Source organism: Pseudomonas sp. TKO26 (assembly GCF_003225665.1).
In the GTDB taxonomy this organism is placed as follows: Bacteria; Pseudomonadota; Gammaproteobacteria; order Pseudomonadales; family Pseudomonadaceae; genus Aquipseudomonas; species Aquipseudomonas saponiphila.
On sequence record NZ_QKLN01000012.1, the window covers coordinates 37,414 to 62,243 of the forward strand.

The 24,830-nt window shown below is 64.4% G+C and carries 23 protein-coding genes; 15 read left to right on the plus strand and 8 right to left on the minus strand.

Annotation, left to right across the window (positions count from 1 at the left end):
* Window positions 1-86 precede the first annotated feature (86 nt).
* The 3 genes from DNK59_RS18145 to DNK59_RS18155 form a co-directional block, all read right to left on the minus strand.
* Window positions 87-1,277, minus strand: coding sequence for an EAL domain-containing protein (locus tag DNK59_RS18145; protein WP_110725407.1), 1,191 nt, complete (start codon window positions 1,275-1,277; stop codon window positions 87-89).
* Window positions 1,264-4,098: an ATP-binding protein gene (locus tag DNK59_RS18150; RefSeq protein WP_110725408.1), complete on the minus strand. Its 2,835-nt coding sequence runs from the start codon at window positions 4,096-4,098 to the stop codon at window positions 1,264-1,266. Before DNK59_RS18150 ends, DNK59_RS18145 begins: the two co-directional genes overlap by 14 nt.
* A 203-nt stretch (window positions 4,099-4,301) precedes the next feature.
* Window positions 4,302-5,123: an aldo/keto reductase gene (locus DNK59_RS18155; protein ID WP_110725409.1), complete on the minus strand. Its 822-nt coding sequence runs from the start codon at window positions 5,121-5,123 to the stop codon at window positions 4,302-4,304.
* A gap of 245 nt (window positions 5,124-5,368) precedes the next feature.
* On the opposite strand from DNK59_RS18155, the gene DNK59_RS18160 reads away from it, so the two are divergent.
* Genes DNK59_RS18160 through DNK59_RS18180 form a run of 5 tightly spaced genes read left to right on the plus strand, consistent with a single transcriptional unit; the run spans window position 5,369 to window position 9,147 of the window.
* Window positions 5,369-5,584 carry a molybdopterin-binding protein gene (locus DNK59_RS18160; RefSeq protein WP_011061476.1) on the plus strand — a complete coding sequence of 72 codons (216 nt, stop codon included), beginning with the start codon at window positions 5,369-5,371 and terminating at the stop codon, window positions 5,582-5,584.
* Between the two features lie 43 nt (window positions 5,585-5,627).
* Entirely contained in the window at window positions 5,628-6,665 is a 1,038-nt protein-coding gene (locus tag DNK59_RS18165) for an isopenicillin N synthase family oxygenase (protein ID WP_110725410.1), read from the plus strand.
* A 30-nt stretch (window positions 6,666-6,695) separates the two neighbouring features.
* Complete coding sequence (locus DNK59_RS18170) at window positions 6,696-7,505, plus strand: MetQ/NlpA family ABC transporter substrate-binding protein (protein WP_110725411.1); 810 nt, start codon at window positions 6,696-6,698, stop codon at window positions 7,503-7,505.
* Window positions 7,502-8,479 (plus strand): methionine ABC transporter ATP-binding protein, encoded by a 978-nt coding sequence (locus tag DNK59_RS18175; RefSeq protein ID WP_110725412.1) that lies wholly within the window; start codon window positions 7,502-7,504, stop codon window positions 8,477-8,479. The genes DNK59_RS18170 and DNK59_RS18175 overlap by 4 nt, the downstream gene beginning before the upstream one ends.
* The gene (locus DNK59_RS18180; protein WP_110725413.1) at window positions 8,476-9,147 is read left to right on the plus strand and encodes a methionine ABC transporter permease; all 672 of its coding nucleotides are present in this window, start codon (window positions 8,476-8,478) and stop codon (window positions 9,145-9,147) included. Before DNK59_RS18175 ends, DNK59_RS18180 begins: the two co-directional genes overlap by 4 nt.
* 20 nt (window positions 9,148-9,167) lie before the next feature.
* Here the strand turns inward: DNK59_RS18180 and DNK59_RS18185 are convergent, their stop codons facing one another.
* Window positions 9,168-10,079 carry an AraC family transcriptional regulator gene (locus DNK59_RS18185; RefSeq protein WP_110725414.1) on the minus strand — a complete coding sequence of 304 codons (912 nt, stop codon included), beginning with the start codon at window positions 10,077-10,079 and terminating at the stop codon, window positions 9,168-9,170.
* A gap of 104 nt (window positions 10,080-10,183) precedes the next feature.
* Between DNK59_RS18185 and DNK59_RS18190 the strand changes: the two genes are divergently transcribed.
* The 5 genes from DNK59_RS18190 to DNK59_RS18210 are packed head-to-tail and all read left to right on the plus strand — an operon-like array spanning window position 10,184 to window position 14,628.
* Window positions 10,184-10,744, plus strand: coding sequence for a carboxymuconolactone decarboxylase family protein (locus tag DNK59_RS18190; protein ID WP_110725415.1), 561 nt, complete (start codon window positions 10,184-10,186; stop codon window positions 10,742-10,744).
* 48 nt (window positions 10,745-10,792) lie between these two features.
* On the plus strand, window positions 10,793-11,863 hold the full coding sequence (locus tag DNK59_RS18195) for an acyl-CoA dehydrogenase family protein (protein ID WP_110725416.1): 1,071 nt from the start codon (window positions 10,793-10,795) through the stop codon (window positions 11,861-11,863).
* Entirely contained in the window at window positions 11,860-12,699 is an 840-nt protein-coding gene (locus tag DNK59_RS18200) for an ABC transporter ATP-binding protein (RefSeq protein WP_110725417.1), read from the plus strand. Before DNK59_RS18195 ends, DNK59_RS18200 begins: the two co-directional genes overlap by 4 nt.
* Window positions 12,665-13,864 (plus strand): ABC transporter substrate-binding protein, encoded by a 1,200-nt coding sequence (locus tag DNK59_RS18205; protein ID WP_110725418.1) that lies wholly within the window; start codon window positions 12,665-12,667, stop codon window positions 13,862-13,864. Before DNK59_RS18200 ends, DNK59_RS18205 begins: the two co-directional genes overlap by 35 nt.
* Window positions 13,864-14,628, plus strand: coding sequence for an ABC transporter permease (locus DNK59_RS18210; protein WP_110725419.1), 765 nt, complete (start codon window positions 13,864-13,866; stop codon window positions 14,626-14,628). Before DNK59_RS18205 ends, DNK59_RS18210 begins: the two co-directional genes overlap by 1 nt.
* A 69-nt stretch (window positions 14,629-14,697) precedes the next feature.
* On the opposite strand, the gene DNK59_RS18215 is transcribed toward DNK59_RS18210, so the two are convergent.
* From DNK59_RS18215 to DNK59_RS18230, 4 genes are all read right to left on the minus strand, one after another.
* Window positions 14,698-15,477 (minus strand): type 1 glutamine amidotransferase domain-containing protein, encoded by a 780-nt coding sequence (locus DNK59_RS18215; RefSeq protein ID WP_110725420.1) that lies wholly within the window; start codon window positions 15,475-15,477, stop codon window positions 14,698-14,700.
* A 99-nt stretch (window positions 15,478-15,576) separates the two neighbouring features.
* Window positions 15,577-16,416, minus strand: a complete 840-nt coding sequence (locus tag DNK59_RS18220) for a metal-dependent hydrolase (protein ID WP_110725421.1) — start codon at window positions 16,414-16,416, stop codon at window positions 15,577-15,579.
* 42 nt (window positions 16,417-16,458) lie between these two features.
* On the minus strand, window positions 16,459-17,358 hold the full coding sequence (locus DNK59_RS18225) for an SDR family oxidoreductase (protein ID WP_110725422.1): 900 nt from the start codon (window positions 17,356-17,358) through the stop codon (window positions 16,459-16,461).
* Window positions 17,355-18,911: an NAD(P)/FAD-dependent oxidoreductase gene (locus DNK59_RS18230; RefSeq protein ID WP_110725423.1), complete on the minus strand. Its 1,557-nt coding sequence runs from the start codon at window positions 18,909-18,911 to the stop codon at window positions 17,355-17,357. Before DNK59_RS18230 ends, DNK59_RS18225 begins: the two co-directional genes overlap by 4 nt.
* A 268-nt stretch (window positions 18,912-19,179) precedes the next feature.
* On the opposite strand from DNK59_RS18230, the gene DNK59_RS18235 reads away from it, so the two are divergent.
* The 5 genes from DNK59_RS18235 to DNK59_RS18255 all read left to right on the plus strand — a co-directional run bounded on the left by DNK59_RS18235 (window position 19,180) and on the right by DNK59_RS18255 (window position 24,640).
* On the plus strand, window positions 19,180-20,175 hold the full coding sequence (locus DNK59_RS18235; protein ID WP_110725424.1) for an alpha/beta fold hydrolase: 996 nt from the start codon (window positions 19,180-19,182) through the stop codon (window positions 20,173-20,175).
* Between the two features lie 284 nt (window positions 20,176-20,459).
* Entirely contained in the window at window positions 20,460-21,752 is a 1,293-nt protein-coding gene (locus DNK59_RS18240) for an alkane 1-monooxygenase (protein ID WP_110725425.1), read from the plus strand.
* A gap of 131 nt (window positions 21,753-21,883) precedes the next feature.
* Window positions 21,884-22,375, plus strand: coding sequence for an alkane oxidation protein activator PraA (gene praA / locus DNK59_RS18245; RefSeq protein WP_110725426.1), 492 nt, complete (start codon window positions 21,884-21,886; stop codon window positions 22,373-22,375).
* 205 nt (window positions 22,376-22,580) lie between these two features.
* Complete coding sequence (gene praB, locus DNK59_RS18250) at window positions 22,581-23,072, plus strand: alkane oxidation protein activator PraB (protein WP_110725427.1); 492 nt, start codon at window positions 22,581-22,583, stop codon at window positions 23,070-23,072.
* A gap of 125 nt (window positions 23,073-23,197) precedes the next feature.
* The gene (locus DNK59_RS18255) at window positions 23,198-24,640 is read left to right on the plus strand and encodes an outer membrane protein transport protein (RefSeq protein ID WP_110725428.1); all 1,443 of its coding nucleotides are present in this window, start codon (window positions 23,198-23,200) and stop codon (window positions 24,638-24,640) included.
* Window positions 24,641-24,830 lie beyond the last annotated feature (190 nt).

Below are 24,830 nucleotides of genomic sequence, written 5' to 3' on the forward strand. Positions count from 1 at the left end.
AGGGCCCTGCGTTCGAGATTCCTCTCTCGGAAGCAAGGCGGTCAGCGATGAGTGGCTGTTGCGGAGCAGGGCAATGGATTCATCGGCTAGTACACCGTCGCCGGTCCATCCTGGGCCAGCAGTTGCTGAAACTGTTGCGAAGACACCGCGTGGGATATCAGGAAGCCCTGCACCTGGGTGCAGTCGATCTTTCTCAGCAAGGCCAGCTCCTGAGCGCTTTCCACGCCCTCGGCGACCACCGTCAGGCCCAACTGCCGGCCCAGCGCGATGATGCTGGTCAGGGCCTGGGCCAGCTCTTCGTTGGCGTGGCAGCCCTGGACCAGGGCCCGGTCGATCTTCAGTTCGGTGAAGGGTGTGGACACCAGGTTCATGTAGGAGCTGTAGCCTTTGCCGAAATCGTCCTGGGACAGGCCGAAACCCTTGATGCGCAGGCGGCAGGCCCCCGCGTAGAAGTTGCTGATGTGTTCCGGGGTCGAGCATTCCATGAGTTCGAAGCAGATCTTTCCCGGTATGCCTTTGCGCTGGATCACGAAGTCATACAGGCGGTCGGCCAGGTCGGCGCTGTTGAGCAGGTGGGTCGGCAGATTGATCGATACCGGGATGTCATAACCGTCCTCGCGCCAGCACACCTGGGCTGCCAGGGCCTGATCGAGGATCAGCCACAGCAGTTCTTCCTCCAGGCCGGCATCGGTGAGCTCCGGCAAAAAGTCGCAAGGCAGCAACATGCCGTGCTGCGGGTGCATCCAGCGCACCAGGGCCTCGGCGGCAACAATGCGCCCGTTGTTCAGGGCCTTCTTGGGTTGAAACCAGGCTTGAATCTGCGCATCGCGCAGGGCGTGCTGGAGGGTTTCACGGCTGCACTCGACCCACACCGCCGGCGTCGGTTCGCCGCTGGCCAGCCCCGGCAGTTGCGCCGTGATGCTGCGCAGGGCGGCCAGGTTGACCGGTTTGGAGATCAGCCCGACCACTCGCAGGCCCAGGTTGCGGGCCACCAGGCTGGCGCCCATCAGCATGCGCCGCGAAGAGGCGCTCATGATTGCCAGGGCCGGGCGCACACGATGGGTGGCCAGGCCCTGGATGAACTGCACACCGTCCATGCCGGGCATCAGCAGATCCGTCAGAACCAGATCGAAATGCCGCTGCTTGAGACGCTCCAGGGCCTCCCTGCCGTTGCTTGCGACCTCAAGCTGGTACGGACCCAGCTCGTTGAACAAGTGTTGCAGGTACATGTACTGAAACGGCTGATCTTCAACGATCAAAATGCTACAGGACTTCATGAGGGGCTCTTTCATAGGGCGCCAGATAGTTGAACAACGCTCTTAATGCAAACGGCTTGACCAGGCAGTGGTTCATCCCGGCTGCAAGACAGAGCTCTTCTTCTCCGCGCATTGCATTGGCCGTCGCCCCGATGATCGGGATCGAACAGCCCTGACGCCGAAGCTCTTTGGCCAGTTCATAGCCATTGAGCTTGGGCATGTTGACATCGGTCAGGATCACGTCGAAGTGCCCGGCCCTCCAGATGCAGAGGGCCTCTTCGCCGTTTGACGCCAATTCCACGCTACAACCCAGCTCTTCCAGCTGATCCTTGAGAATCAACTGGTTGATCACGTTGTCCTCGGCCACCAGGACATGCAGGCTGAGTTTTTTCAGTTCACGGCTGTCGGGGTGCTCCTCGCTCGCGACCACCCAGACGCCCTGTGCCTGGCTGACGGCCTGGTGAATGGCTCGCAGGTTGTTGGTGTTGACATGCCAGCTGCCGCCGCGAATCCGCGGTTCGTTGTGGCCGTCGCCGCTGGCCAGCACCAGGGGGCCTTGCCAATCCGGCTCCAGGCGCTGCTCCATGGTGCCGGGATGCAATTCGATCAGTACATGGCCGCGGTTGCGATCCGCCTGGGTCGGCAGGCTGAACTGGGCCCGGGCACCCCAGCGGCGCAACCAGCCGGCCACGGATTCCGCCAGTTCGCGCACGGGCGACACCACGTAGATCATCTCCGGCAGCAGCGGGCTGATCAGTGGCGCACTGGCCCCCAGGGAGGAGGCCTCCAGCGGCAGGGTCAGGGTGAAACTGCTGCCCAGGCCGAGCTCGCTGACCATGCGGATGTTGCCGTTCATCAACTGCGTCAGGCGCTGGCAGATCGGCAGGCCCAGCCCGGTGCCGGCGATCACGTTGGTGTTGCCCTCGGTCTGGTAGAAGGGTTCGAAGATCAGGGCCTGGTCGTCCTGGGCAATACCGCGGCCGGTGTCGGAAACCTGCCAGAGGATATTGCTGCGCTCGCCGTCCCGGCTGTCCACCCGGACCCGCAGGACGATGCGCCCGGAGTCGGTGAACTTGACCGCGTTGTTCAGCAGGTTGCTGAGGATCTGGCGGATGCGCGTGACGTCGCCGAGCAGCACTTCGGGCAGCTGCGGATCCACGCACGCGTAGAACTGCAAGCCCTTGGCCTGGGCCGCGGCGGCATAACCCTGAATGATCTCGTGCACCAGATCCAGGGAGGAGAATTCGCTGAGTTCCAGGGCCAGTTGGCCCGCCTCGATCTTGGATACATCCAGCACGTCACAAATCAATTGCAGCAGGGTGCCGGACGAGCCCTCGATGGCCCGCAGGTAGTCTTTCTGCTGGTTGTCCAGTTGGGTACGCGAGAGCAGCTCCAGGGTGCCGAGCACGCCGTACAGTGGTGTGCGGATTTCATGGCTCATGGTGGCCAGGAACAGGGTCTTGGCTTCGTTGGCGGTATCGGCCAGGCGCTTGGCTTCCTCCAGCGCCGCTTCGATCTGCTTGCGCGCGCTGATGTCGCTGAAGGCACAGAACAGCACGTCCTCGCCGTTGTAGCGGGTCGGCGCCGAACTGAGGTACAGATGGCGTCCGGCTGCGGTTTCGAAGTAGTCCGAGCTGTTGGGACGGTTGGGGTCGAAAGCCTGCTCGATCCAGCCGGCACACAGCTGGTCGCGTTCGGTGCCGTTGCCCAGCCACTGCTGGGACAGGGTATTTTCCAGCACCACCCGGCCATCGCTGCGGCGCAGCACGCAGAGCGCCACCGGGGCGATCTGGATCACGTCGCGGCTGAACGCCTCGCTCTCGATCAGGGCCTGGATCCGGTGTAGCGCCGGAGCGATCAGGCGCACCTCGACCCAGTGGCTCAGGAAGCCGATCAGGGCCATGCCGAACAGGCTGATCAGCAAGGCCGCAAGCAATTGCGGCCAGAGGCTCTTGAGCAGATTGTGCAAATCGAAGGCATAGGCCAGTTGCCAGTCCGATGACCCCAGCTGTTTGCGGATCACCAGGTGATCGGGCCACCAGCGGCCGCCGAGAAACCCGAAGAAGCTGTCGCCCTGGACTTGCCGGAGCTCCTCGCTCAACTGGGCGCTGGGAGCGCTGCTGAAGATCAGTCCACCCTGGGAGTTGAACATCATGAAGTCCCCGGCGCTCTGATCGCTGAGGGCCGCGGATACGCTCTGGCCTTCCATTTCCAGGCCCAGCCAGCCGGAATTTAGGTAGCGTTCGTCGAGGCGAGTGAAAATGTACAGGCGGGCGTTGCTCGAGGAGTGATCCATCAACCACAGTTGCTGTCCCGTCGGGATCTGCGAGGGGTTCAGGCTGGCCAGCTTGGCCAGCATCAGTGCGGGCAGGTAGGCGGCTTCGGGCTGGGTGCTGAACAGACGTTGTACAAGTGGTTGCTCGCCGTCGTGGATGTAGAGCAGGTTCAGCTGCTTGCTTTTCAGGTAGTCGCGCATGCGCTGGGTGAGCCAGACCCCCCATTGATGCTCTCCGGGGGCGCCCAGTTGCAGGTGGATTTCCTCCTCTGGGTCGCTGTTGGGTTGAAAGTTGGGGTTTTGCCGGGATTTGTGCACGGCCGACAGGCTCAGGCTTTCCAGCAAGGCTTCGCGACTGGTGAAGAACGTCTGCGCTTCGGCAATGGCGCTGCTCATGTAACTGCGGCGTTGCGACAGTTCGTTGTTGATGCTTGAACGCAGGAAGTTGTAGACCGCGCCGAGCAGGCCGATCAAGAAAATCAGCGCGACGACACGAAGCAGCCGACGGGCTGCTTCAGGACTGGAAAAAAGGGGATTGATCTGATGCAGGTAGCTTTTTAATCTCATCCGCCAACTGTAATTGGGGGCATGCCAAGCAGGGATCAGACAATTCTTAAATGGCTGGGTGCAAAGGATTTTTATAACGTTGATACTTTTCCGAGCACTTAGTTAATTGTCTGAAAGAGCAACTTTTGCTTGTCGTCAATTTCTCGCAATCAATCTCTTGTAACTTCGCCTGCAATCGAACATTCCTCATTCCGCTATAACGTTTAAACCATCTCCAGGCGCTGTTTGCGTCGTGGCGGAGCAAACACCTGATCCAGTGCCAGCAGGTCCCGCGGCTGCAATTGCAGTTCGCCGGCCTGGGCATTGAGGCGCACGTGTTCCGGATGCACCGCCTTGGGAATCACCAGCACCCCGTCCTGACGCAACAGCCAGGCCAGGGCCACCTGCGCCGGGGTCGCCGCATGTTCCCGGGCAATCCGCTGCAACTGCGGTTCGGCCAGCAAGGCGCCGCCCTGGCCGATCGGGCAATAGGCCATGATCGGCATCCGGCGCTGTTGACAGGCGGGCAGCAGGTCGAACTCGATGCCCCGGGATTCCAGGTTGTACAGCACCTGATTGGTGGCGCAGGCCGGCGCGTCGAGTTCATCGAGATCCGCCAGATCGAAGTTGGACACCCCCCAGCGGCGAACCTTGCCGGCTTCCCGCAGACGCTCGAATGCCTCGACGGTTTCCGCCAGAGGGTAGTGCCCGCGCCAGTGCAGCAGGTACAGGTCGATGACCTCGGTGCCCAGGCGCCGCAGGCTGCGCTCGCAGGCCAGGGGCAGGCCTTGGCGACTGGCATTGTGGGGATAGACCTTGCTCACCAGGAACACCTGATCGCGGCGCCCGGCAATGGCCTGGCCGACCACTTCCTCGGCGCCGCCTTCGCCGTACATCTCCGCGGTGTCGATCAGGGTCATGCCCAGCTCGATCCCGCTGCGCAGCGCGGCGATTTCCCGATCCCGCAGTCGACGATCCTCCCCCATGCGCCAGGTGCCCTGGCCAATGACCGGAACCTGAGTGTCCGCGAGCTCAAGCTTGCGCATGCTGCCTCCTGGGATCTGTGGCGAGTCGGATGGGGAGGGCACAGGGAAACAAAGCCATGGGCGGTGGTCAAGTCCTGCTGGAAGGGCATCGGACCCCGCCAAGGCCTGGGCGATGATGGAGATCGTATATTTCCAAAGGGCATAAAATACTAATTATTTATTCCTTTGAAGGCTTTGGCCAAAGGTGCATGTTTGTCACCAGCCGCTCAATTCCTGAGTCCGGTGCCTGCAGAGGATTTGCCCGCATGACCATTCAAGCCATCAACGTACGCAACCAGTTCAAAGGCGTGATCAAGGAGATCCACGAAGGCCAGGTGGTGTCGGAAATCGACGTGCAGACCGCTTCGGGCATCGTCACCTCGGTGATCACCACCCGCTCGGTGCGCGACCTGGAACTGAAGGTCGGCAGCGAAGTGATCGCCTTCGTCAAATCCACCGAAGTGTCCATTGCCAAGCTCTGAGCCCGACTTTCCCGGACATCGTCAACTCACAGGGGAGTGAACCATGCCGCACTCGTTGGATATCACCGCATTGCCGATTCTGGACCTGAGCCAACTGGAGGCGAGCCAGGAACAGCGCCAGGCGTTTTTGCTCAACCTGCGCCAGGCCGCGCGGGACGTCGGCTTCTTCTACCTCACCGGGCACGGCATCGACGGCGATCTGCTGCGCCGGGTGCAGGAGCAGGCCCGGGCATTCTTCGCCTTGCCCGAGGCCGACAAGGCGGCGGTGGCAATGATCCACTCGCCGCATTTTCGCGGCTACAACCGCGCGGCTTCGGAGATCACCCGCGGCCAGCCGGACCTGCGCGAGCAGTTCGACCTGGGAGCCGAACGCCAGGCCCTGCCGCTGGACCCCGACAGCCCGCCCTGGGCGCGCCTGCAAGGGCCTAACCAGTGGCCGGCGCAGTTGCCGCAACTCAAGCCGCTGCTGCTGGAGTGGCAGCAGGCAATGACCCGCATGTCCCTGCGGCTGCTGCGCGCTTTCGCCCAGGCCCTGTCGCTGCCGGAGCAGGCGTTCGATCCTCTGTACGGCGCACGGCCCAATGAACACATCAAGCTGATCCGCTACCCCGGCCGTGCTGTGGGGCAAAGCAACCAGGGCGTCGGCGCGCACAAGGACTCCGGGTTTCTCAGCTTTCTGCTGCAGGACCAGCAGGCCGGCCTGCAGGTGGAAGTGGAAGAGGGCCGCTGGATCGATGCGCCACCCCGGGACAACACCCTGGTGGTGAACATCGGCGAGTTGCTGGAACTGGCCACCCACGGCTACCTGCGCGCCACGGTGCACCGGGTGCTGTCGCCACCGGCGGATCGCGAGCGGCTGTCCATCGCCTTCTTTCTGGGGGCCCAACTGGACGCCCGGGTGCCGCTGTACCCCTTGCCCGAGGCGCTGCGGCAAGAGGCCCGGGGCCCGGCCAGCGATCCGCACAATCCGCTGTTTCGCGACGTCGGCTGGAACTACCTCAAGGGCCGCCTGCGCTCGCACCCCGACGTGGCCCAGCGTTTCTACGCCGATGTCCTGATACCCAAGGCCCTGAGCGCCTGACCCTCATTCGCCGAACCAAGGATGCTTGCCATGCCCAAGACCCCCCTGTTTGCCCTGGCGCTGCTGGCCAGCCTGGGACACGCCCTGCCGGCCAGCGCCGCGCAACCGTTGCGGGTGGCCGCCGATCCGGTGCCCCACGCGCAGATCCTCGCCTATGTGCAGAAGATCGACCCGCAACTGCAATTGCAGATCATCGAGATCCCCAACGGCGTGAACTCCAACGAGCTGCTGGCCCACGGCGACGTGGACGCCAACTACTTCCAGCACCTGCCGTACCTCAAGTCCCAGGAACAGGCGCTGGGCCAGCCGTTCGCGGTGGCCGCCAGCGTGCACATCGAACCTCTGGGCATCTACTCCCGGCGGCACCAGGGCTTCGATCAGGTGCCTCAGGGCGGCAGCGTGGCAGTGCCCAACAATGTCACCAACCTCAGCCGTGCCCTGTACCTGCTGCAGAGTTACCAACTGATCCGCCTCAAGCCCGGCTTCAACGACCCGGCCCGGGACCAGGCCACCCCCAAGGACATCGCCGACAACCCGAAGCAGCTGAAAATCCTCGAAATCGAATCGCCGCAGATACCCCGGGCCCTGGAGGACGTGGATCTGGCCGTGATCAACGGCAACTACGCCCTGGAAGCCGGACTGGTGCCGGCCAAGGACGCCCTGGGTCTGGAGAAGGCCGAGCACAACCCATACGCCAACATCCTGGTGACCACCCCCAAACTGCAGGACGACCCGCGCATCCGCCAGTTGGCCGAGGACCTCAAGTCAGCACAAGTGGCCCGATACATCAGCGAAACCTACTCGGGCTCGGTGATCCCGGTTGCGGGCCTCCAGCCATGATCCAGGTGGAGCAGGTCAGCAAAGTCTATGGCCAGGGCCAGCCTTCGGCCCTGGATCGGGTTTCACTGACGGTTCCCGATGGCGCGGTGTACGGCATTCTCGGGCGCAGCGGGGCCGGCAAGTCGACCCTGCTGCGTTGCCTGAACCTGCTGGAACGACCCAGCTCCGGGCGCATCCTGATCGACGGTCAGGACCTCGGCGCCTTGTCCGCGAGCGAGTTGCGACGCCAGCGCCAGGGCATCGGCATGATCTTCCAGGGCTTCAACCTGCTGCATTCGCGCACGGTCGAGGACAACGTCGCGGTGCCCCTGGAAATCGCCGGCCTGGGACGGCCGCAACGCCAGGCCCGGGTCCTGGAGCTGCTGGACCTGGTGGGCTTGAGCGACAAGGCCCGGGCCTTTCCTTCGCAGTTGTCCGGCGGCCAGAAGCAGCGGGTCGGGATTGCCCGGGCCCTGGCGGCGCGGCCTCGCTATCTGCTGTCGGATGAAGCCACCAGCGCCCTGGACCCGGAAACCACCGCCTCGATCCTGCAACTGCTGACGCACATCAACCGCGAACTGGGGCTGACCATCGTGCTGATCACCCACGAACTGGCGGTGGTCAAGGCCATCTGCAGCCACGCCGCTTCCCTGGCCCAGGGCCGGTTGCTGGAGAGTGGCCCGATCGGCCAATTGCTCGCGGATCCGCATTCGGCCCTGGGCCGCGACTTGCTGCCGGGCTACAACCTGCCGTTCAACGGTGGCCAGCCCGAAGCCGAACTGACCTTTTTCGACAACCAGCGCGCCGCGCCACTGTTGCAGCAACTGAGTCGTCAGCAAGGGCTGCCGCTCAAGGTCCTGGCCGGCGGTGTCGAGGCCGTGGGCGGCCAGCGGGTAGGGCGCCTGCGCATCGCGGCCGCCAGCGCCGACGCCGGCAAATTCCAGCAACTGCTGAGCGCCCTGGCCCGGCGCGGCGTGCGGAGTGAGCGCCTGTGAACCGCAGTCTCGATTGGTCGGAACTGGCGCAACTGCTGCTCACCGCCACCGGCGAAACCCTGTACATGGTGTTCCTCGCCTCGCTGTTCACCCTGTTGATCGGCCTGCCCCTGGGGGTGTTGCTGTTCATCAGCCGTCCGGGCGGGCTGCGGCCGATGCCCCGGCTCAATCGGCTGTTGGGCGCCCTGGTCAACCTGGGGCGCTCACTGCCTTTCGTGGTGCTGCTGATTGCCCTGATCCCCCTGACCCGGCTGGTGGTGGGCACGACCCTGGGCAGCACCGCGGCGGTGGTGCCAATCACCATCGGCGCCTTTCCGTTCTTTGCACGGATCGTCGAGAACGCCCTGGATGAAGTGGACAAGGGCCGGATCGAGGCGATCCTGGCCATGGGCGGACATATCGGCCACGTGATCTTCAAGGCGCTGCTGCCGGAAGCCCTGCCGGCGCTGCTAGCGGGATTGACCCTGACCCTGGTGATGCTGATCGGCTTCTCTTCCATGGCCGGGGTGATCGGCGGCGGAGGCCTGGGGGATCTGGCGATCCGCTACGGCTATCAGCGCTTCAACAACCAGATCATGGTGGCCACGGTGCTGATCCTGGTGCTGCTGGTCCAGGGGGTGCAGAGCGCCGGCGACCGACTGGTTCGGGCCCTGGCCCATCGGCGCTGAGTCCGCCGCGGGAGGGCGCTTCAGCGCCCTTCATGCTGCTTGCGATAGGCCCCCGGCTGCAGCCCCACCGCCTTGGTGAAGGCCCGGGTGAACGCGGCAATCGACTGATAGCCCACCGCGACCGCCACTTGCTCCACCGTCTGCTTGGCCTTGAGCAACTGGCAGGCATGGCGCATGCGCAGGGCCAGCAGCACCTGTCCCGGCGACTGCCCGGCCAGTTCATTGAAACGCTTGAAAAACGCCGAGCGCGACAGCCCGGTGCACGCCGCCATGCTTTCCAGGGACCAGGCCTGGCCGGGGTGCTGGATCAACTGCTCCAGCAGCGGGGCGAACCCCGGATGCCGGGCCAGGGCCACCAGGCCGCCCAGGTCCTGGTTGTCACTGACCTGCTGGCGCAGCACATAGAGAAACAGCAGGTGGCTGAGGCGCTCCAGCAGTGCCGACGAGGGCGCGGGCGCGCGCTGGCACTCATCGAGAATCAGCTGGAACAGCGCCCGGGCAGCGCTCAGGGACGGATCGCCGGCCCGCAGCACCAGCCAGTCCGGCAGCCCCTCGATGATCAGCGACGACAACCCCGACTTGAAATGGAAGAAGCCGCACACCAGCCCGACCCCATCCTGGGCACCGGCATCCAGGGCGCTCATGGCGACGCGCGGCAGCTGCTGCGCTACCTCGGGCTGCTGGGCGCTGGACAGTCGATAGCCCAGATCCCGCAGCAGGAAAACCGCATCTCCGGCGTTCAGGCGCAGGGCTTCGGGCACGCCGTCGATGTGCAGCCAGCAATGGCCCTGCACGATCAGGTGGAAACTGGCCCGGGCCAGCCCCTGGGTGCTGGCGTGCCAGCCACCGCAGTAACGCCCGACATGAAACAGGCTGGCGTCCAGTTCCAGGCCTTCTAATAACCAATCAACCAAGGGGCTTGATGAAATCATCTAAGGGAAACACTCAGGAGCAAGTAATCGCTACTTTAGAATATGGATCGGAATTCTTATAACCAACAGACTTGGCGCCCACCTACACAGCAGGAGCCCATTCCATGTCCCGCGTCACTCTACACACCTTGCACAGCGCCCCAGAAGCGGCCCGGCCATTTCTTGAAAACGCCCTGAAAAATTCAGGCTTCATCCCCAATCTGCTGGGCATCCTGGCCAACGCCCCGGCGGCCCTGGAAACCTACGTCACGGTGTCCGCGCTCAACGGCAAGGCCGAGCTGAGCCTGGCGGAGCGTGAAGTGGTGCAGTTGGTGGCCGCCACCACCCATGGCTGCGATTTCTGTGTCGCAGGTCATACCGCGGTGGCCCTGAACAAGGCCAAACTCTCCGATCCGGTGGTCAGCGCCCTGCGCGAGCAGAGCACCTTGCCCGAAGCCCGGCTGCAGGCCCTGGCGGCCTTTGCCCGGGAAGTGATCGCCACCCGGGGCAAGGTCAGTGACGCCGGCTATGCGCAGTTCAAGGCCGCAGGATACAGCGAAGGCAACGCTCTGGAGGTGATCCTGGGCATCAGCCTGGCTACTCTGTGCAACTTCGCCAACGTGTTCGCCGGCACCGAACTGAACCCCGAGCTGGCCAAGTATCGCTGGTCAGTACAAGGTCAATGAGTCAGGGCGCCGGCGCTTGTACGGCGCCCCCTTCAAGGAGAAAACGACATGCTCGATGCGCAATTGAGTGAATGGCTGGATGCCCAGGCCCAGGCGCTCGACCAGGGTCAGTGCGACCCGCAGCAGGTACTCGCGCGGCTGGCCGACGCCCAGGTGCTGCGGGTCGGCATCGACCCGGCCCTGGGCGGCAGCGGCGGTGACTTGACCGACGCCCTGGAGGTCATGGCCAGCGTGGCCAGCCACTCGCTGGCGGCGGCTTTCGTCTGCTGGGGGCAGCGGGCCTTCATCGAGTACCTGCTGCACAGCCCCAACGGCGCGTTGCGGCAGCGCCTGCTGCCGTCGCTGCTGGGCGGCGAGCTGGCCGGGGCCACCGGGCTGTCCAACGCCATGAAGTACCTGTCAGGGATCGAGGCCCTACAGGTCAAGGCGCAGGAGCAGGATCACGGCTGGAGCCTCACCGGCCGCTTGCATTGGGTCACCAACCTGCGCCAGAGCGGTTTCGTGGTGGCGGCGGCCATTGAGCGCGAGGAGGGCGGTGCGCCGTTCATCCTGGCGATTCCCGATGCCTTGTCGGGGTTGCAGCGTTCCGAAGATCTGCAACTGATGGGCCTGCAATCGAGCAACACCGCCGCCCTGGAGCTGAACCAGGTGCTGGTGGCACGGGACTGGCTGCTGCACGAGGACGCCCGGGCCTTCCTGCCGGCGGTGCGCCCGGCCTTTCTCGGCCTGCAATGCGCACTGGCCATCGGCCTGGCGCGTCGCGCCCTGAGCGAAGTGGAGCAGCATGTCGAGGGGGCCCGCTCGATCCTCCAGGAGCCTTTGCTGGAACAACGCCAGCACCTGGAACAGACCGTCAGCGAACTCAAGAGCGGCCTGCTCGACGGGCGTTTCCTCGGTCAGCCGGCGGCCCTGTTCCGGGTCCGCATCTCTCTGGCCGAAGCCACCGCCAACGCAGTGCAACTGGAGTTGCAGGCCAGTGGCGGCAAGGCTTACCTCAGCGAATTCGGCAGCGGTTTTGCCCGGCGCTGGCGTGAATCGGCGTTCGTGCCCATCGTCACCCCGAGCCTGGTGCAACTGCGCGCCGAACTGCAGCGCCAGGCGCGGAACGCGGCAGCATGAGCGGCCTGTTGAATGCCCAGGCAATCAGCCTTGGCTACCCCGCGGCGGATGGTTGGCACAGCGTGCTGGAAGACTTCGAGTTGCATCTGCAAGCCGGGGAAGTGGTGTCCATCCTCGGCCCCAGCGGGGTCGGCAAATCCAGCCTGCTGCGGGTCCTGGCCGGCCTGCAGAAGCCCCGTACGGGGCAGGTCAGCCTGAACGGCGAAGTCCTCGACGGCCCCCATCCGCGGGTTGCCGTGGCGTTCCAGGACCCCAGCCTGCTGCCCTGGCTGAACCTGGAGCATAACGTCGCCTTCGGCCTGGATTTCGCCCGCCAGCCCCATCTGAGCCCGGCACAGCGCAAGCAGCGCATCGACCAGGCGATTGCCGCGGTGGGCCTGGAGCACGCCCGCCAGCGTTATCCGGCGCAGTTGTCCGGCGGCATGGCCCAGCGCACCGCGCTGGCCCGTTGCCTGGCCCGCCAGCCCCAGGTGTTGCTGCTGGACGAACCCTTCGGCGCGCTGGACGAAGTGACCCGGGCCGACATGCAGCAACTGCTGCTGCAGATCATCGGTCGGCAGCGCACTGCGGCGTTGCTGATCACCCATGACATCGACGAAGCCCTGCTGCTGTCCGATCGGGTCCTGCTACTGGGTCACAGCCCGGCGCGCACCCTCGGCCAGTGGTCGATCGACCTGCCGGCGCCGCGCGCCGAGCGGATCGAGGAACTGGGCGCCCTGCGTATCGAGATTCTCAAGACCCTTCGGCGGGCGAGCCGCAACCCCTCAACTTCCCCATTGCCTGCACCGTCGGAGATTGACCATGTGCCTGGACGACTTCACTCACACTCGGCGTGATTTTCTCAAGCTCAGCGCGCTGCTGACCGCCGGCGGCGCCATGCCGCTGCTCAACAGCCTGCAGGCCCGCGCCGCCCAGGAGCCGGATGCGCCGGTGCGCATCGGCTACCTGCCGATCACCGACGCCACGCCGTTGCTGGTGGCCCACAACAATGGCCTGTTCGAGGCCGAAGGCATCAAGGCCGAGCGCCCGGTGTTGCTGCGCAGCTGGGCCCAGGTGATCGAGGCGTTCATTTCCGGGCAGGTCAACGTGATTCACCTGCTGTCGCCGATGACCGTCTGGGCCCGCTACGGCAGCCGGGTGCCGGCCAAGGTGGTGGCCTGGAACCACGTCGGCGGCTCCGGCCTGACCGTGGCCCCGGGCATCACCGAGGTCAGGCAATTGGCGGGGCAGTCGGTGGCGATTCCGTTCTGGTATTCGATCCATAACGTGGTGGTGCAGCAATTGTTCCGCGACAACGGCCTGGTGCCGGTGAGCAAGGCCGCCGGCAGCGCCCTGGGGGCCAACGAGGTCAACCTGCTGGTGCTGCCGCCGTCGGACATGCCGCCGGCCCTGGCCAGCCAGCGAATCGCCGGCTACATCGTCGCCGAGCCGTTCAACGCCCTGGCCGAGGAACTCAAGGTCGGCCGGGTGCAGCGCTTTACCGGCGACGTCTGGCGCAATCACGCCTGTTGCGTGGTGTTCATGCACGAGCACGACCTGAACAACCGCCCCGAGTGGTCGCAGAAGGTGGTCAACGCCATCGTCAAGGCTCAGCTGTGGACCCGCGACCACCGCGCCGAGGCCGCCCAGCTGCTGTCCAAGGACGGCGCCAATCGCTACACGCCCCATGCGCCGCAGGTGCTCAACCGGGTACTGGCCCCGGCGGCGTCGGATCGCGAAGGCTCCCTGGCCAGCGGCGCGATCCGCCACAGCCACTGGGACGAGCAGCGCATCGACTTCCAGCCGTATCCGTTCCCCAGCTACACCCAGGAGTTGGTCAAGCGCCTCAAGGACACCCTGATCGAGGGCGACAAGGGCTTTCTCGCCGACCTGGATCCGGCGCACACCGCCCAGGATCTGGTGGACGAGCGCTTTGTGCGCAATGCCATCGCCGCGGTGGGCGGGCTCAAGGCCTTCGGCCTGGCGGACAGCTTCGAACGCAGCGAGGAGTTCGGTCTTTGATGGGCAAGCAACCTTCCTCCCTGAACCACTGGCTCCTGGGGCTGGCTGGGCTGCTGAGCCTGCTGCTGGCCTGGTGGCTGGGGGTGCACCTGCTGGGCAGCGGCGACGGCCTGGCGGCGCGTTTCTCCCCCGAAGCCACCTTCGCCAGCCTGGTGGAACTGCTGGGGCGTGGCGAGCTGTATGAGCACGTGTGGGTCAGCCTCAAGCGGATCCTGGTCGGGCTGTTTCTGGCGTTGCTGATCGGCGTGCCCCTGGGCCTGCTGGTGGGCAGCTACCGGCACCTGGAGGCGGCCACCACCCCGGCGTTCCAGTTCTTGCGGATGATCTCGCCGCTGTCCTGGATGCCGGTGGTGGTGATGCTGATGGGCGTGGGCGACCAGCCGATCTACTTCCTCCTGGCGTTTGCCGCGCTGTGGCCGATCCTGCTCAACACCGCGGCTGGCGTGCGCCAACTGGACCCGCGCTGGCTGCAACTGAGCCGCAGCCTCAGCGCCACCCGCTGGGAGACCCTGCGCAAAGTGATATTGCCCGGCGTGCTCGGGCACGTACTGACTGGCGTGCGGTTGTCGATTGGCATTCTGTGGATCGTCCTGGTGCCCTGCGAAATGCTTGGGGTCAGCGCCGGCCTGGGCTACTTCATCCTCGACACCCGCGACCGCCTGGCCTATTCGGAACTGATGGCCATGGTCCTGTTGATTGGTGTTCTGGGCTTTGCCCTCGATGCCCTGGCCCGCGGCCTGCATCGCCGCTGGTCCCACGCTTGAGCCCTGCGGCAGGTGCAAGCGGACTGGCGAAGAGGTCCCCTTGAAGCGGCAGCGCTCGCGCTCAGGCCTTCAAACCTGGTTTTGTTCAGGCTGAGCCTGCCGGGCCTGTTGCAGCAGGGTCACCCATTCATTGGCGAAGCGGTGACAGTCCCCCGGCCAGCGCGCAGTCAGTAGATTGCGGTCGCGCACCACAAAGCCGCGCTCGGGGTGCTGCGCCGAATCCCGGCGCGGCAGCCAGGGCCCGGAAATGAAATCCGCCGGGCTGGCCAGTACCTGCTTGATCTCTTGCTCGACGCTGTGGTCGTAGGTGCGGTAATAACGCCCCAGCCACGGCGCGGTGACGATCCAGGCCGCCAGTTCCATGGGCCCGGCCAGCAGCGCGGTGACCTTGCGCCCATGGAGCACGGAGCGCCCGGTGTCGGGATCGATGCAGCGGGCCAGGGCCAGGGGACCATGACACACCGCGGCCAGCGGTTTGTCGGCCTTGAAGAAGGCCAGGATGATCCGCTGCACCTCTGCGGACTCCAGCAGGCTGCGCATGCCCCGGGCATGGCCGCCGGGAATCAGCAGGCCCTCGAAGGCCTGCGGATCGACCTCGGCGTAGTTCAATGGGCGGCGGAAGGCCGGATCCCGGGTCATGTCGTGGTAATGCTGCAGGTCCGCCGCCGGGGTCATCAACAGCGGATTGAGCGGGCCGAAGCCCAGGCTCACCAGGCGTGAATCGGCATAGGCCGGCATCCCTTGCGGTGTGGCGAATTGCGCCTGGAACCCGGCGTCTCGGGCGGCCTGCCAGGGCAGGCTGCTTTCCGTGGGGTCGTAGTCGGCGTGGGGCAGCAGGATCAGGATCATGGCGCGGGCTCGCAGCACAAAAGGGTGCGCTGCAGATTAGCAGCCCCTGACGCGTACGGGCGGCCATGGCACGCCGCAGTCGCAGCGTGCCATGGCCGCTCACTTGGCCGCGGCGTTGCGGGTGCGCTGGATATCCCGTACCAGGCCGTCGATGCGTTGCAGTTGCTCGCGGTTGTCGTGGTCCCAGGGGTGGAAGCCCGGCTTGAAGAACTGCAGCCAGGGCAGGGCGATGCGCGGCAGCACGCCCTTGGGGCCGTAGAGGTACTTGAGCACTCGCCACAGGCCGCGCCAGTGGCCGCCGCGACGGCGGTCGGCGATCAGCATGCGCACATGGAAGTCGAACACCACCAGCCAGAAGGTCAGGGTGGTGAAGAGCATGGCTGTGCTGCGCAGCAGGTAGCGTTTGGGCCCGGGGCGGATCACCTGGTTGAAGACGTCGAAGGACACCGACTTGTGTTCGGTTTCCTCCAGGGCATGCCACAGCCACATCTGCCGGTAGCCTTCCACCGAATCGCCGAAACGGCTGGGGTCGCGCAGCAGCAGGTCGGCGAGGATCGCCGTGTAGTGTTCCAGGGCCACGGTGATGGCCAGGTTGAAAGCTGGCGGCAAGTGTTTCTTCTGGAAGTCGAGGATGATCCGCAGCCGCCGGTCCAGCAAATGGGCTGGCAGCCCGGCGTCTTGCAACAGGTCGTTGTAGTGCAGGTGCTCGCGGCTGTGCATGGCTTCCTGGCCGATGAAGCCCTGGATCTGGCGCTTGAGCTCGGGGTCGTGGATCTGCTCGCGGTAGTGGCGCACGCTGTCCATGAAAAACAGCTCGCCGGCGGGAAACAGCAGGGACAGCGCGTTGAAGAAGTGGCTGACGTGACTGCCTTGTTCGTGCCAGTCGCAGGCACGTTCGGCAGGCAGTTCGACCTTGATGTCACGGCGGATGGGCAGCATGGCTGGCGCTCCTCTAGACACTGGGTGGTGAAGGTGGCGGCCTCAGAGGCCGCGTTCGTCCTGGGGTTTGTAGAGCGGCGGCCGCTCCCGGCCCGGCTTGGGCGCCAGGCGCCGGCTGAGCCACACCACCAGTCCCTGATAGGCACTGGGCAGCAGGCGCACGAACAGGTCGAGCAGGTGCGCGTCGCGACCGATCAGCACCCGGCGCTTGTTCTTGCGCACCCCGTGCAGGATCACCTTGGCGGCGGTTTCGGCGCTGGTGATGAAGAGTTTTTCGAAGTCGTCCCGGGCTTGCTGTTCGTTGTCGATCAAAAAGCCTTTGACGTTGTCGCTGATGCGGCTGGTGCGGGCGATGTCGGTGCGGATGCCCCCCGGGTGCACGCAGGTGGCGGATACTCCGTGGCCTTGCATGTCCAGTTCCTGGCGCAGGGATTCGGTGAAGCCGCGCACGGCGAACTTGGTGGCGTTGTAGCCGCTCATGCCCGGCTGGGAGAACAGCCCGAACACGCTGGAGGTGTTGATGATGTGTCCTTCGCCGGACTGCTTGAGGTAGGGCAGGAAGGCTTGGGTGCCGTGGACCACGCCCCAGAAGTTGACGTCGACGATCCATTCCAGGTCCGCCAGGCTGGAGCCTTCCACGGTGCTGGACAGGGCGACCCCGGCGTTGTTGAAGATCAGGTTGATCTGGCCATGTTCGGCGGCGCTGGCGGCGGCCCAGGCGAACATCGCCTGGCGATCGCCGACGTCCAGTTCCTGGCTGCTGATGCGCAGCGGCAACAGCGTGGCGGCCCGGGCCTGGGCCACGGTCTGGGCCAGCCCCTGGGGGTTCTTGTCGGCCAGGGCCAAGTGGCAGCCCTCGCGGGCCAGGGCGATGGCCAGGGCCCGGCCCATGCCGGAGGCGGCGCCGGTGATGGCGGCGACTTTACCGTTAAAGTTGTTCATCGGACGGCCTCTTCAAGGTTCTGTGGGCGCGCCGCGGCTTCGGCGGCGATGTTTCCGGGCTGCGGCAAGGGGGTGCTCAGGTAGTCCTGGAGCCGGAAGTGCTGCACGGTCTTGCGAAAACTCCAGGTGGAGCCGGGCCACAGGGTGGTGTTCTTGCCGCTGCGCGGGTCCAGGTACCAGCTGCGACAACCGCCGGTGCTCCAGATGGCGCCGGCCAGGCGCTGCTGCAGGCGCTGGTTGTACTGGTGCTCTACTTCGGGGCGTACCTCGATACTGGCGAGGCGGTCCCGGCGCATCCGTTCCAGGGCCTTGAGGATGTACGCCACCTGGGCCTCGATCATCAGGATCATCGAGTTGTGGCCCAGGCCGGTGTTGGGGCCGACGATCATGAACAGGTTGGGAAAACCCGGCAGGCAGGTGCCGAGGTAGGCATGGGCGCCCTGTGCCCAGCTGTCCACCAGGTCCTGGCCCTGGCGGCCGAAGAGCAGGCCCCGGGGCAACGGGTCGGTGGCCTGGAAGCCGGTGCCGAAGATGATGCAGTCCACCGCATGGCGGCTGCCGTCGGCGGTGATCACGGCGTCGCCGTCGATGCGCAGGATGGGCTCGCTGATGACCCCGACATTGCCCCGGGACAGGGCCGGGTAGTAGTCGTTGGAGATCAGGATGCGCTTGCAGCCGATGCGGTAGTCAGGGGTCAGCTTCTGGCGCAACAGCGGGTCGGGCACTTGCTTGCGCAGGTGACGCAGGGCGACGCGTTGCACCAGCTTCATCAGCTGCGGTCGCCGGGCAAAGGCAATGACCCGGCTTTCCAGGGCCCAGTACAGCGCTGAGCGCACCAGATGCTGGGTGAACGGCAGGTGCTTGAAGGCCCAGCGCTCCAGGGCGCCAAGTTCGCGGTCGGGCTTGGGCATGATCCAGGGCGGGGTGCGCTGGAACAGTTTGAGCTGGGCCACCCGTGGGGCGATTTTCGGTACGAACTGGATGGCGCTGGCGCCGGTGCCGATCACCGCCACGCGCTTGCCTTGCAGGGAATAGCGATGGTCCCACTGCTGGGAGTGGAAGCGCTTGCCGGTGAAGGTGTCCAGCCCGGTGATCTCCGGAAGCGCCGGGCGCGACAGGCCGCCCATGCCGGACACCAGCACCCGGGCACTGACCTGGCGGCCGTTGCCGAAACGCAGCTGCCAGCGCTCGCTGGCCTCGTCGAACCGCGCCTGTTCCAGGCCCATGTTGAAGCGCAGCCAGGGGGCCAGGGCGAAATCCCGGGCGCAGTTTTCCAGGTATTCGCGGATTTCCGCCTGGGGCGCGAACTGCCGCGTCCAGTGCGGATTGGGCGCAAAGGAAAAGGAATAGACATGGGATTGCACGTCGCAGGCGCAGCCGGGGTAGTGATTGTCGCGCCAGGTGCCCCCCAGGGACGCAGCTTGTTCGGCGACAAAGAAATCCACTAGCCCGGCTTCTTTGAGCTTGATCGCCATGCACAGCCCGGCAAAGCCGGCGCCGATGATGGCGATGTCCACGACCTCGGGGTCGTCGGGTGGCGAGTACGCATTCATGGTGTGTACCTCGATTGTTGGGTGACGCTTGGGGTGACTTTCGTCGGTGAGTGAAATCTCAGGATTGCACAATTTAAAATAATGTTTTAAAAATTAATTTAAATAAATCACCTGGAAATGTCACCTACGCCATCGGCTTGTGGATCTTTACCGGGCGCCTGCGCACTGCGCCGGCGACGCCACAGGCGGCACCAGGCCAAGGCGACAGCCATGCAGCCGGATCATCCAGGTCCTGGCGCGCGGCGCAGGGAAGCTCGGGGGGCGGGTTATGGAGTGGCTAGTGGCGGCGGCAGTCTTCCTGGTGGTCAGTGCGCTGCTCTGGGGCGTGAGCGCCCGCATCAACCGCAGGATCGAGCGCCAGGTTCCGATCAACGGGCGTTTTCTGGAGGTTGGCGGCGAGCGCATTCACTACACCGATGAAGGCCGTGGTCCGGCATTGCTGATGATCCATGGCCTGTCCGGCTGCGGGCGCAACCTGACTCACTCCCTGGCGCCGGCATTGCGCGAGCGGTTTCGGGTCATCACCCTCGATCGCCCCGGTTCCGGCTATTCCACCCGGGCCCGGGGGGCCGCGGCGGACCTGTCGGCCCAGGCCGCCCTGGTGGCCAAATTCATTCACACCCTGGATCTGCGGCAGCCTCTGGTACTGGGGCATTCCCTAGGGGGAGCGGTGGCGCTGTCGTTGGCGCTGGATCATCCGCAATCGGTGTCCGGGCTGATCCTCGTGGCGCCGCTGACTCACCCGCAGCGCATGCTGCCGCTGGTGTTCCTGTCCCTGGGCGTGCGCCCGGCCCTGCTGCGCCGCTGGATGGCCCTGACCCTGGCGGCGCCCATGGCCATGCTCGGCCGGCGTGGGCTGGTCAAGGCGATATTCGCCCCGGATCCGGTTCCCGAGGATTTCGCCGAACGCGGCGGAGGCTTGCTGGGCATGCGTTCGCAGAACTTCTACAACGCCTCAAGCGAGATCGCCGTGGTCAACCGTTCCTTGTCCGAGATGGTCAAGCGCTACCCCAGCCTGAAGCTGCCGGTCGGGCTGATCTATGGCTCGGTGGACCCGGTGCTCAACTGCCGCAAGCATGGGCAGGCAATGGTCGGCAAGGTGCCGGGGCTGTCCTTGGAGATTGTCCAGGACCGGGGGCACATGCTGCCCATCAGCGCCGTCGAACGGGTGGTGGCGCTGGTTGAGCAGGTCGCTTCCCAGGCGACACCGCAACGCAGCGCCACGGTGCTGCGCCCGCCGTTCGCGGCATCACGAGCAAGCTAGAGAGGGCGGCTTCGAGCGTCACGCAACCCCTCTGCAAACCGCTGTAAATGCGTCACGGGCGACATTCAAGACAAGCCGAGAAAATAGTTGACGAGCTAACGAACCCGAGCTATTTTTTTAAAAAAATGTTTTGAATGTTTTTTTTGAAAGTGCAATTGAGCGATTAAAATAATGAAAATAACGCCATTTCACGCTTTTGTTTTTTCATCCAGCCACGCTCCTTGCAGCGCCACCGCGCTGTCCTTTGTAGCATCCCTGCCAACAGCCGCTGTGCGGAGGCTGCCATGACTGTTTCCGTGGCGGCACCCGGCGTCTGGAGCGACGGCAAGCGCCACCTCTGGTGGCTCGGCACCTTACCGATGATCACCCCTTTGCTGGCCGGGCTGTTTGCCCTGATCAGCGGTGTCCAGGTGTTCTGGTGGAGCGGCGTGCTGGTGATCTTTGGTCTGATTCCATTGATCGACGGCCTGTTGGGAGAGGACGCCAGCAATCCGCCGGAATCCGCGGTTCCCGATCTGGAGAAACAGCCTTACTACCGCTTCATCGTCTATAGCTGCGCCGTGCTCTCGGTGTTGTCCCTGGTGGTCACTGCCTGGATGGCGGTCCGCGGGGTGGACTGGATCATCGCCGGCGGCTTGCTGCAGTTGAGCCAGCAGCTGCACCTGCAAGGCGGTTTGGCGAACTTTGCCACCTTCCTTACCGAGCGCGCGCAACTGCACGGCAGTATCGGCTGGTTTACCTATCTGGGCATGGCCATGTCCACCGGTGCCGCCACTGGCATCGCCATCAACATCGCCCATGAACTGGGGCACAAGAACCGCGGTATGGCCAAGTTCCTGGCCAAACTGGCCCTGGCCTCGACCTTCTACGGGCACTTCTTCGTCGAGCACAACCGTGGCCACCACGTTCGCGTGGCGACCCCTGAAGACCCGGCCAGCTCACGCCTTGGCGAGTCGTTCTGGAGTTTCCTGCCGCGCACCGTCTGGTTCAGTCTGCGTTCGGCCTGGCACCTGGAAAGCGAACGCCTGCACAAGCTCGGGCTGCCAACCTTGCACTGGAAGAACGGCGTGCTCAGCGCCTGGCTCTACAGCGTGGTGCTCTGGGGCGTGCTGATTGCCTGGCTGGGGGTGACGGTGATTCCCTTCCTGGTGATCCAGGGCATCTACGGATTCTCCCTGCTGGAGGTGGTGAACTACGTCGAGCACTACGGCCTGCTGCGCCAGAAACAGCCCAACGGCCGTTACGAACGCTGCTCGCCACGTCACTCCTGGAACAGCAACCGCATCGTCACCAACATCTTCCTGTTCCAACTGCAACGGCACTCCGATCACCACGCCAACCCGACCCGTTCCTACCAGGCCCTGCGTCACTTCGACGAGTCGCCGCAGCTGCCTTATGGCTACGCCACCATGATCGTCTGGGCCTATGTGCCAGCGCTCTGGCGGCGGCTGATGGACCACCGAGTCCTGGCGCATTACTCCGGGGACGTGAGACTGGCCAACCTGCATCCGGCCAAGCGTGCCGAGCTGCTCCGGCAATACGGTTTTGCCGACACCGATCCAGACACCGCCGTTTAGCTGTAGCGCTCGCCTTCAAGCACCGGTGGCCCTTCCTGGGCACCTGCTTGAAGGGGCAGGGCGAAGCCACACCGAAGTCCTTACGCCAAGTTGACCGACAACAACAATAAGCAACTGCAAGGAAGTTACGGATGTCTATTTCACCTTTGTTCGCTGCCCGTCTGTTCGTGGTCCTGGTGGGCGTGTCACTGATGAACGCCGCCGAAGCCGCGCGCATCGAACCGGCCAACACCGAGTTCAGTGCCAAGGGCCCCATCAGCTTTGCCAAAAGCATCATCAATGCCGACTGCACCATCCAGGTCAGCGGCAAGGTCAGTCCCGACGGCAGTTTTGCCAGCGTCGACAAGGTCGATTTCAGCGGCGGCCTCAAGTGCGGCCAGGTGGAAGCCACGCACCTGCCCTGGAAGCTGGTTGCCAAGGACGAAACCAGCGGCGCCATGTCTGGCATCCGGGTCACGGTGCACGCGCCCCTGGTGGGTGGCGAGTGCGGGCCGAGCACCGCCGAGGGCCGCTGGAACAACAGCACCGGAAAACTCGAGGCCGCCCAGGTCAGCCTCGACGGTGGCTGCACCATCAAGACCGTTTCGATCCAGATGCCGCCCACGTTCCGGGTTGCGCCCTGAAGCCAACACAAAATCCATGGAGGGACGCTGATGAAACTGCGATTGAGTCCGGAAGTACCGGTTCTTCAAGCCGGGTCGGTATCGCCCTAGCGCGCTCCTGTAGCGAATTTGGTCGAGCCCGAGAGCCGATGGCGTCATCGACACCCTGGCAAGGCTGATAACCCCCTGGCAACCGACCGTTGCCTAAATCTTGAGGAAAACAACAATGCAAAGCATCAAGACTCTGGTATCCGTAGCTTCCTTCGCCATCTGCCTCGGCGCCGCGTCGATGGCCAACGCCGCTACCATTGCGCCTGCCGGGGCGACCTTCTCGGCACCGGGCACCATTTCGGTGTCTTCGCCGGCGTCGTTCGGTATTCCGGTCAACTGCAACATCAATTTCACCGGTACCGTGGCCGCCAACGGCTCCAGTGCTTCGATCACCGGCGCGACCGTCAGTGGCAGCAATTCGCTGTGCAGTGTGCCAGTGCTGCAGAACCTGCCTTGGACCCTGACAGCCACCAGCGCCACGACCGGCGTGGTGAGTGGTGTCAGTTTCAAGATCCTCTCTAACTGCAGCAGCGCTCCAGTGACCATCAACGGAACCTGGAGCAACGCCACCAACACCCTGAGCATTCCTTCGGCGCAGGCGGTCGGCAGCTGCAAGATCACGGCGCTGAGCGTCAATCCAAGCCCGGCCTTCACCGTCACTCCATGAAGTTGATCTGACTTCAGCCTGCTGATCACTTGCTGAAAAAAGACAGGTGCCCCGCCAGGGGTGCCTGTTGCTACACCCTGGGTCGGTGATAGCCGATCGCGGTCGATAATAATAAGGAGTGGGGCATGAATAATAAGAAACGGAGTATTCAGGCAGCCGTAGGCCTGGCGGTACTGGGCAGCCTGATCAGTACCGGATCGGTACAGGCGGGTGGCTTCTCTACTCCGACCTACGGTGCTCCCGGCTGGGGCCGGGCGTTCGGTGGCGGATCGCTGTTCAAGAACGATCCCAGTGCGGCTTACAACAACCCGGCGGCCATGGCTTTCATTGATCAGAACATCGCGCAGATGACCGTGGATTACGCGCGGATCAAGATGAAATACAAAGGCAATGCCACCGATTATCAGGGGCAGCCGGCTTCCACCATTCCAGTGGACAGCGATGGCGTACCCAGCGGCCCGGCCGAGGAACTGACTGGCAATGGCGGGCAGGGCGGTTTCACCGCCTGGCTGCCCACAGGCTTCCTGGTCATGCCGCTCAACGACCGCTTCGCGTTCGGCCTCAGCCAGGTTGTGCCCCAGGGGATGCGCAGCACCTGGGACGATGGCTGGAAAGGTCGCGACTTCGCCGTCGATACCAAGATCGAGACGGTGGGGGTGACCGGTTCGCTGTCGTTCAAGGTCAATGACCAGTTCTCGCTAGGCGCCGGGCTGATCGTTCAGCACAGCACCGGTTTCGTCAGCCAGAACCTCAACCTCACCGGGGCCGCGGCGCTGTCCCCAAACATTGGTATTCCATTTCCGTCCGGCGTGGGTTCCAACCTGATGCGGGTCAAGGTCGACAACACCTCGGTGGGCTGGTTCACCGGCGTAGTCTGGAAGCCCACCGAACAGGACACCCTGGGCCTGAACTACCACGCCAAGATCAAGAACAAGATGGAGGGTAAATACAACATCTACGCAGATGCCCTGGGCCGCAGTTACACGACTCAGCCGGCGGGCCCGAATGGCGAGACCTTGGTGGAACTGGCCTATCCCGGCCTCAAGCTGAACCCGGACGGCGCCAATGCCACCACCCAACTGGATATTCCGGCGACCCTTGGCCTGGACTGGGTACACGTGTTCAACGACCGTTTCACCCTGGGGGCCAGTGCCACCTGGACGCAGTGGTCGTCGTTCAAGGACCTGACGCTCAAGTCCGATGGCAACACCATCGTTTCCATTCCGTACCGCTACAAGGATTCGATGATGTACTCCCTGGGTGGCGACTATAAGCTCACCGACCAGTTGACCCTGCGTGCCGGGGTGGCGTTCGACGAGACGCCGACCCGTGATTCGACCCGCGACCCGCGGATTCCGGACAATGACCGCTGGTTCACCTCCCTGGGTTTTGGCTATGACATCAAGGCCATTCCCGGGTTGACCATCGATGGGGCGTACTCGCGACAGTTCGTCAAGGAAGCCAAGCTCAAGACGGTCAATCAGGATCGCCTCGGCGGCTCCAGCCTCGACGGTAAGGTTGACGCCAAGGGCGAGGTAGTCAGTCTTTCCGCGACCTACCACTTCTGATCCACGGCGCTCCAGCCTGACGGCAGTGCCCGAGGATGGTGCTACTGCCGTTGACCGGACGGGGTCTGCCTGGCCCGTCCGACCCATTTCCGTTTCCCCCTTCGGCTGACCTGGTTCAGCCGTTGTACGTTGCCGAATAGTCTCAAATAATATTTTCAAAATAAAATTTGAAACATGCTTCTTTCCTTTG

What these genes read in the sequence shown, in the direction of transcription:
- DNK59_RS18145 (WP_110725407.1), bottom strand. Translation starts at nt 1,277, where the DNA reads ATGAAGTCCTGTAGCATTTTGATCGTTGAAGATCAGCCGTTTCAGTAC.
- DNK59_RS18150 (WP_110725408.1), bottom strand. Translation starts at nt 4,098, where the DNA reads ATGAGATTAAAAAGCTACCTGCATCAGATCAATCCCCTTTTTTCCAGT.
- DNK59_RS18155 (WP_110725409.1), bottom strand. Translation starts at nt 5,123, where the DNA reads ATGCGCAAGCTTGAGCTCGCGGACACTCAGGTTCCGGTCATTGGCCAG.
- DNK59_RS18160 (WP_011061476.1), top strand. Translation starts at nt 5,369, where the DNA reads ATGACCATTCAAGCCATCAACGTACGCAACCAGTTCAAAGGCGTGATC.
- DNK59_RS18165 (WP_110725410.1), top strand. Translation starts at nt 5,628, where the DNA reads ATGCCGCACTCGTTGGATATCACCGCATTGCCGATTCTGGACCTGAGC.
- DNK59_RS18170 (WP_110725411.1), top strand. Translation starts at nt 6,696, where the DNA reads ATGCCCAAGACCCCCCTGTTTGCCCTGGCGCTGCTGGCCAGCCTGGGA.
- DNK59_RS18175 (WP_110725412.1), top strand. Translation starts at nt 7,502, where the DNA reads ATGATCCAGGTGGAGCAGGTCAGCAAAGTCTATGGCCAGGGCCAGCCT.
- DNK59_RS18185 (WP_110725414.1), bottom strand. Translation starts at nt 10,079, where the DNA reads ATGATTTCATCAAGCCCCTTGGTTGATTGGTTATTAGAAGGCCTGGAA.
- DNK59_RS18190 (WP_110725415.1), top strand. Translation starts at nt 10,184, where the DNA reads ATGTCCCGCGTCACTCTACACACCTTGCACAGCGCCCCAGAAGCGGCC.
- DNK59_RS18195 (WP_110725416.1), top strand. Translation starts at nt 10,793, where the DNA reads ATGCTCGATGCGCAATTGAGTGAATGGCTGGATGCCCAGGCCCAGGCG.
- DNK59_RS18200 (WP_110725417.1), top strand. Translation starts at nt 11,860, where the DNA reads ATGAGCGGCCTGTTGAATGCCCAGGCAATCAGCCTTGGCTACCCCGCG.
- DNK59_RS18205 (WP_110725418.1), top strand. Translation starts at nt 12,665, where the DNA reads ATGTGCCTGGACGACTTCACTCACACTCGGCGTGATTTTCTCAAGCTC.
- DNK59_RS18210 (WP_110725419.1), top strand. Translation starts at nt 13,864, where the DNA reads ATGGGCAAGCAACCTTCCTCCCTGAACCACTGGCTCCTGGGGCTGGCT.
- DNK59_RS18215 (WP_110725420.1), bottom strand. Translation starts at nt 15,477, where the DNA reads ATGATCCTGATCCTGCTGCCCCACGCCGACTACGACCCCACGGAAAGC.
- DNK59_RS18220 (WP_110725421.1), bottom strand. Translation starts at nt 16,416, where the DNA reads ATGCTGCCCATCCGCCGTGACATCAAGGTCGAACTGCCTGCCGAACGT.
- DNK59_RS18225 (WP_110725422.1), bottom strand. Translation starts at nt 17,358, where the DNA reads ATGAACAACTTTAACGGTAAAGTCGCCGCCATCACCGGCGCCGCCTCC.
- DNK59_RS18230 (WP_110725423.1), bottom strand. Translation starts at nt 18,911, where the DNA reads ATGAATGCGTACTCGCCACCCGACGACCCCGAGGTCGTGGACATCGCC.
- DNK59_RS18235 (WP_110725424.1), top strand. Translation starts at nt 19,180, where the DNA reads ATGGAGTGGCTAGTGGCGGCGGCAGTCTTCCTGGTGGTCAGTGCGCTG.
- DNK59_RS18240 (WP_110725425.1), top strand. Translation starts at nt 20,460, where the DNA reads ATGACTGTTTCCGTGGCGGCACCCGGCGTCTGGAGCGACGGCAAGCGC.
- praA (WP_110725426.1), top strand. Translation starts at nt 21,884, where the DNA reads ATGTCTATTTCACCTTTGTTCGCTGCCCGTCTGTTCGTGGTCCTGGTG.
- praB (WP_110725427.1), top strand. Translation starts at nt 22,581, where the DNA reads ATGCAAAGCATCAAGACTCTGGTATCCGTAGCTTCCTTCGCCATCTGC.
- DNK59_RS18255 (WP_110725428.1), top strand. Translation starts at nt 23,198, where the DNA reads ATGAATAATAAGAAACGGAGTATTCAGGCAGCCGTAGGCCTGGCGGTA.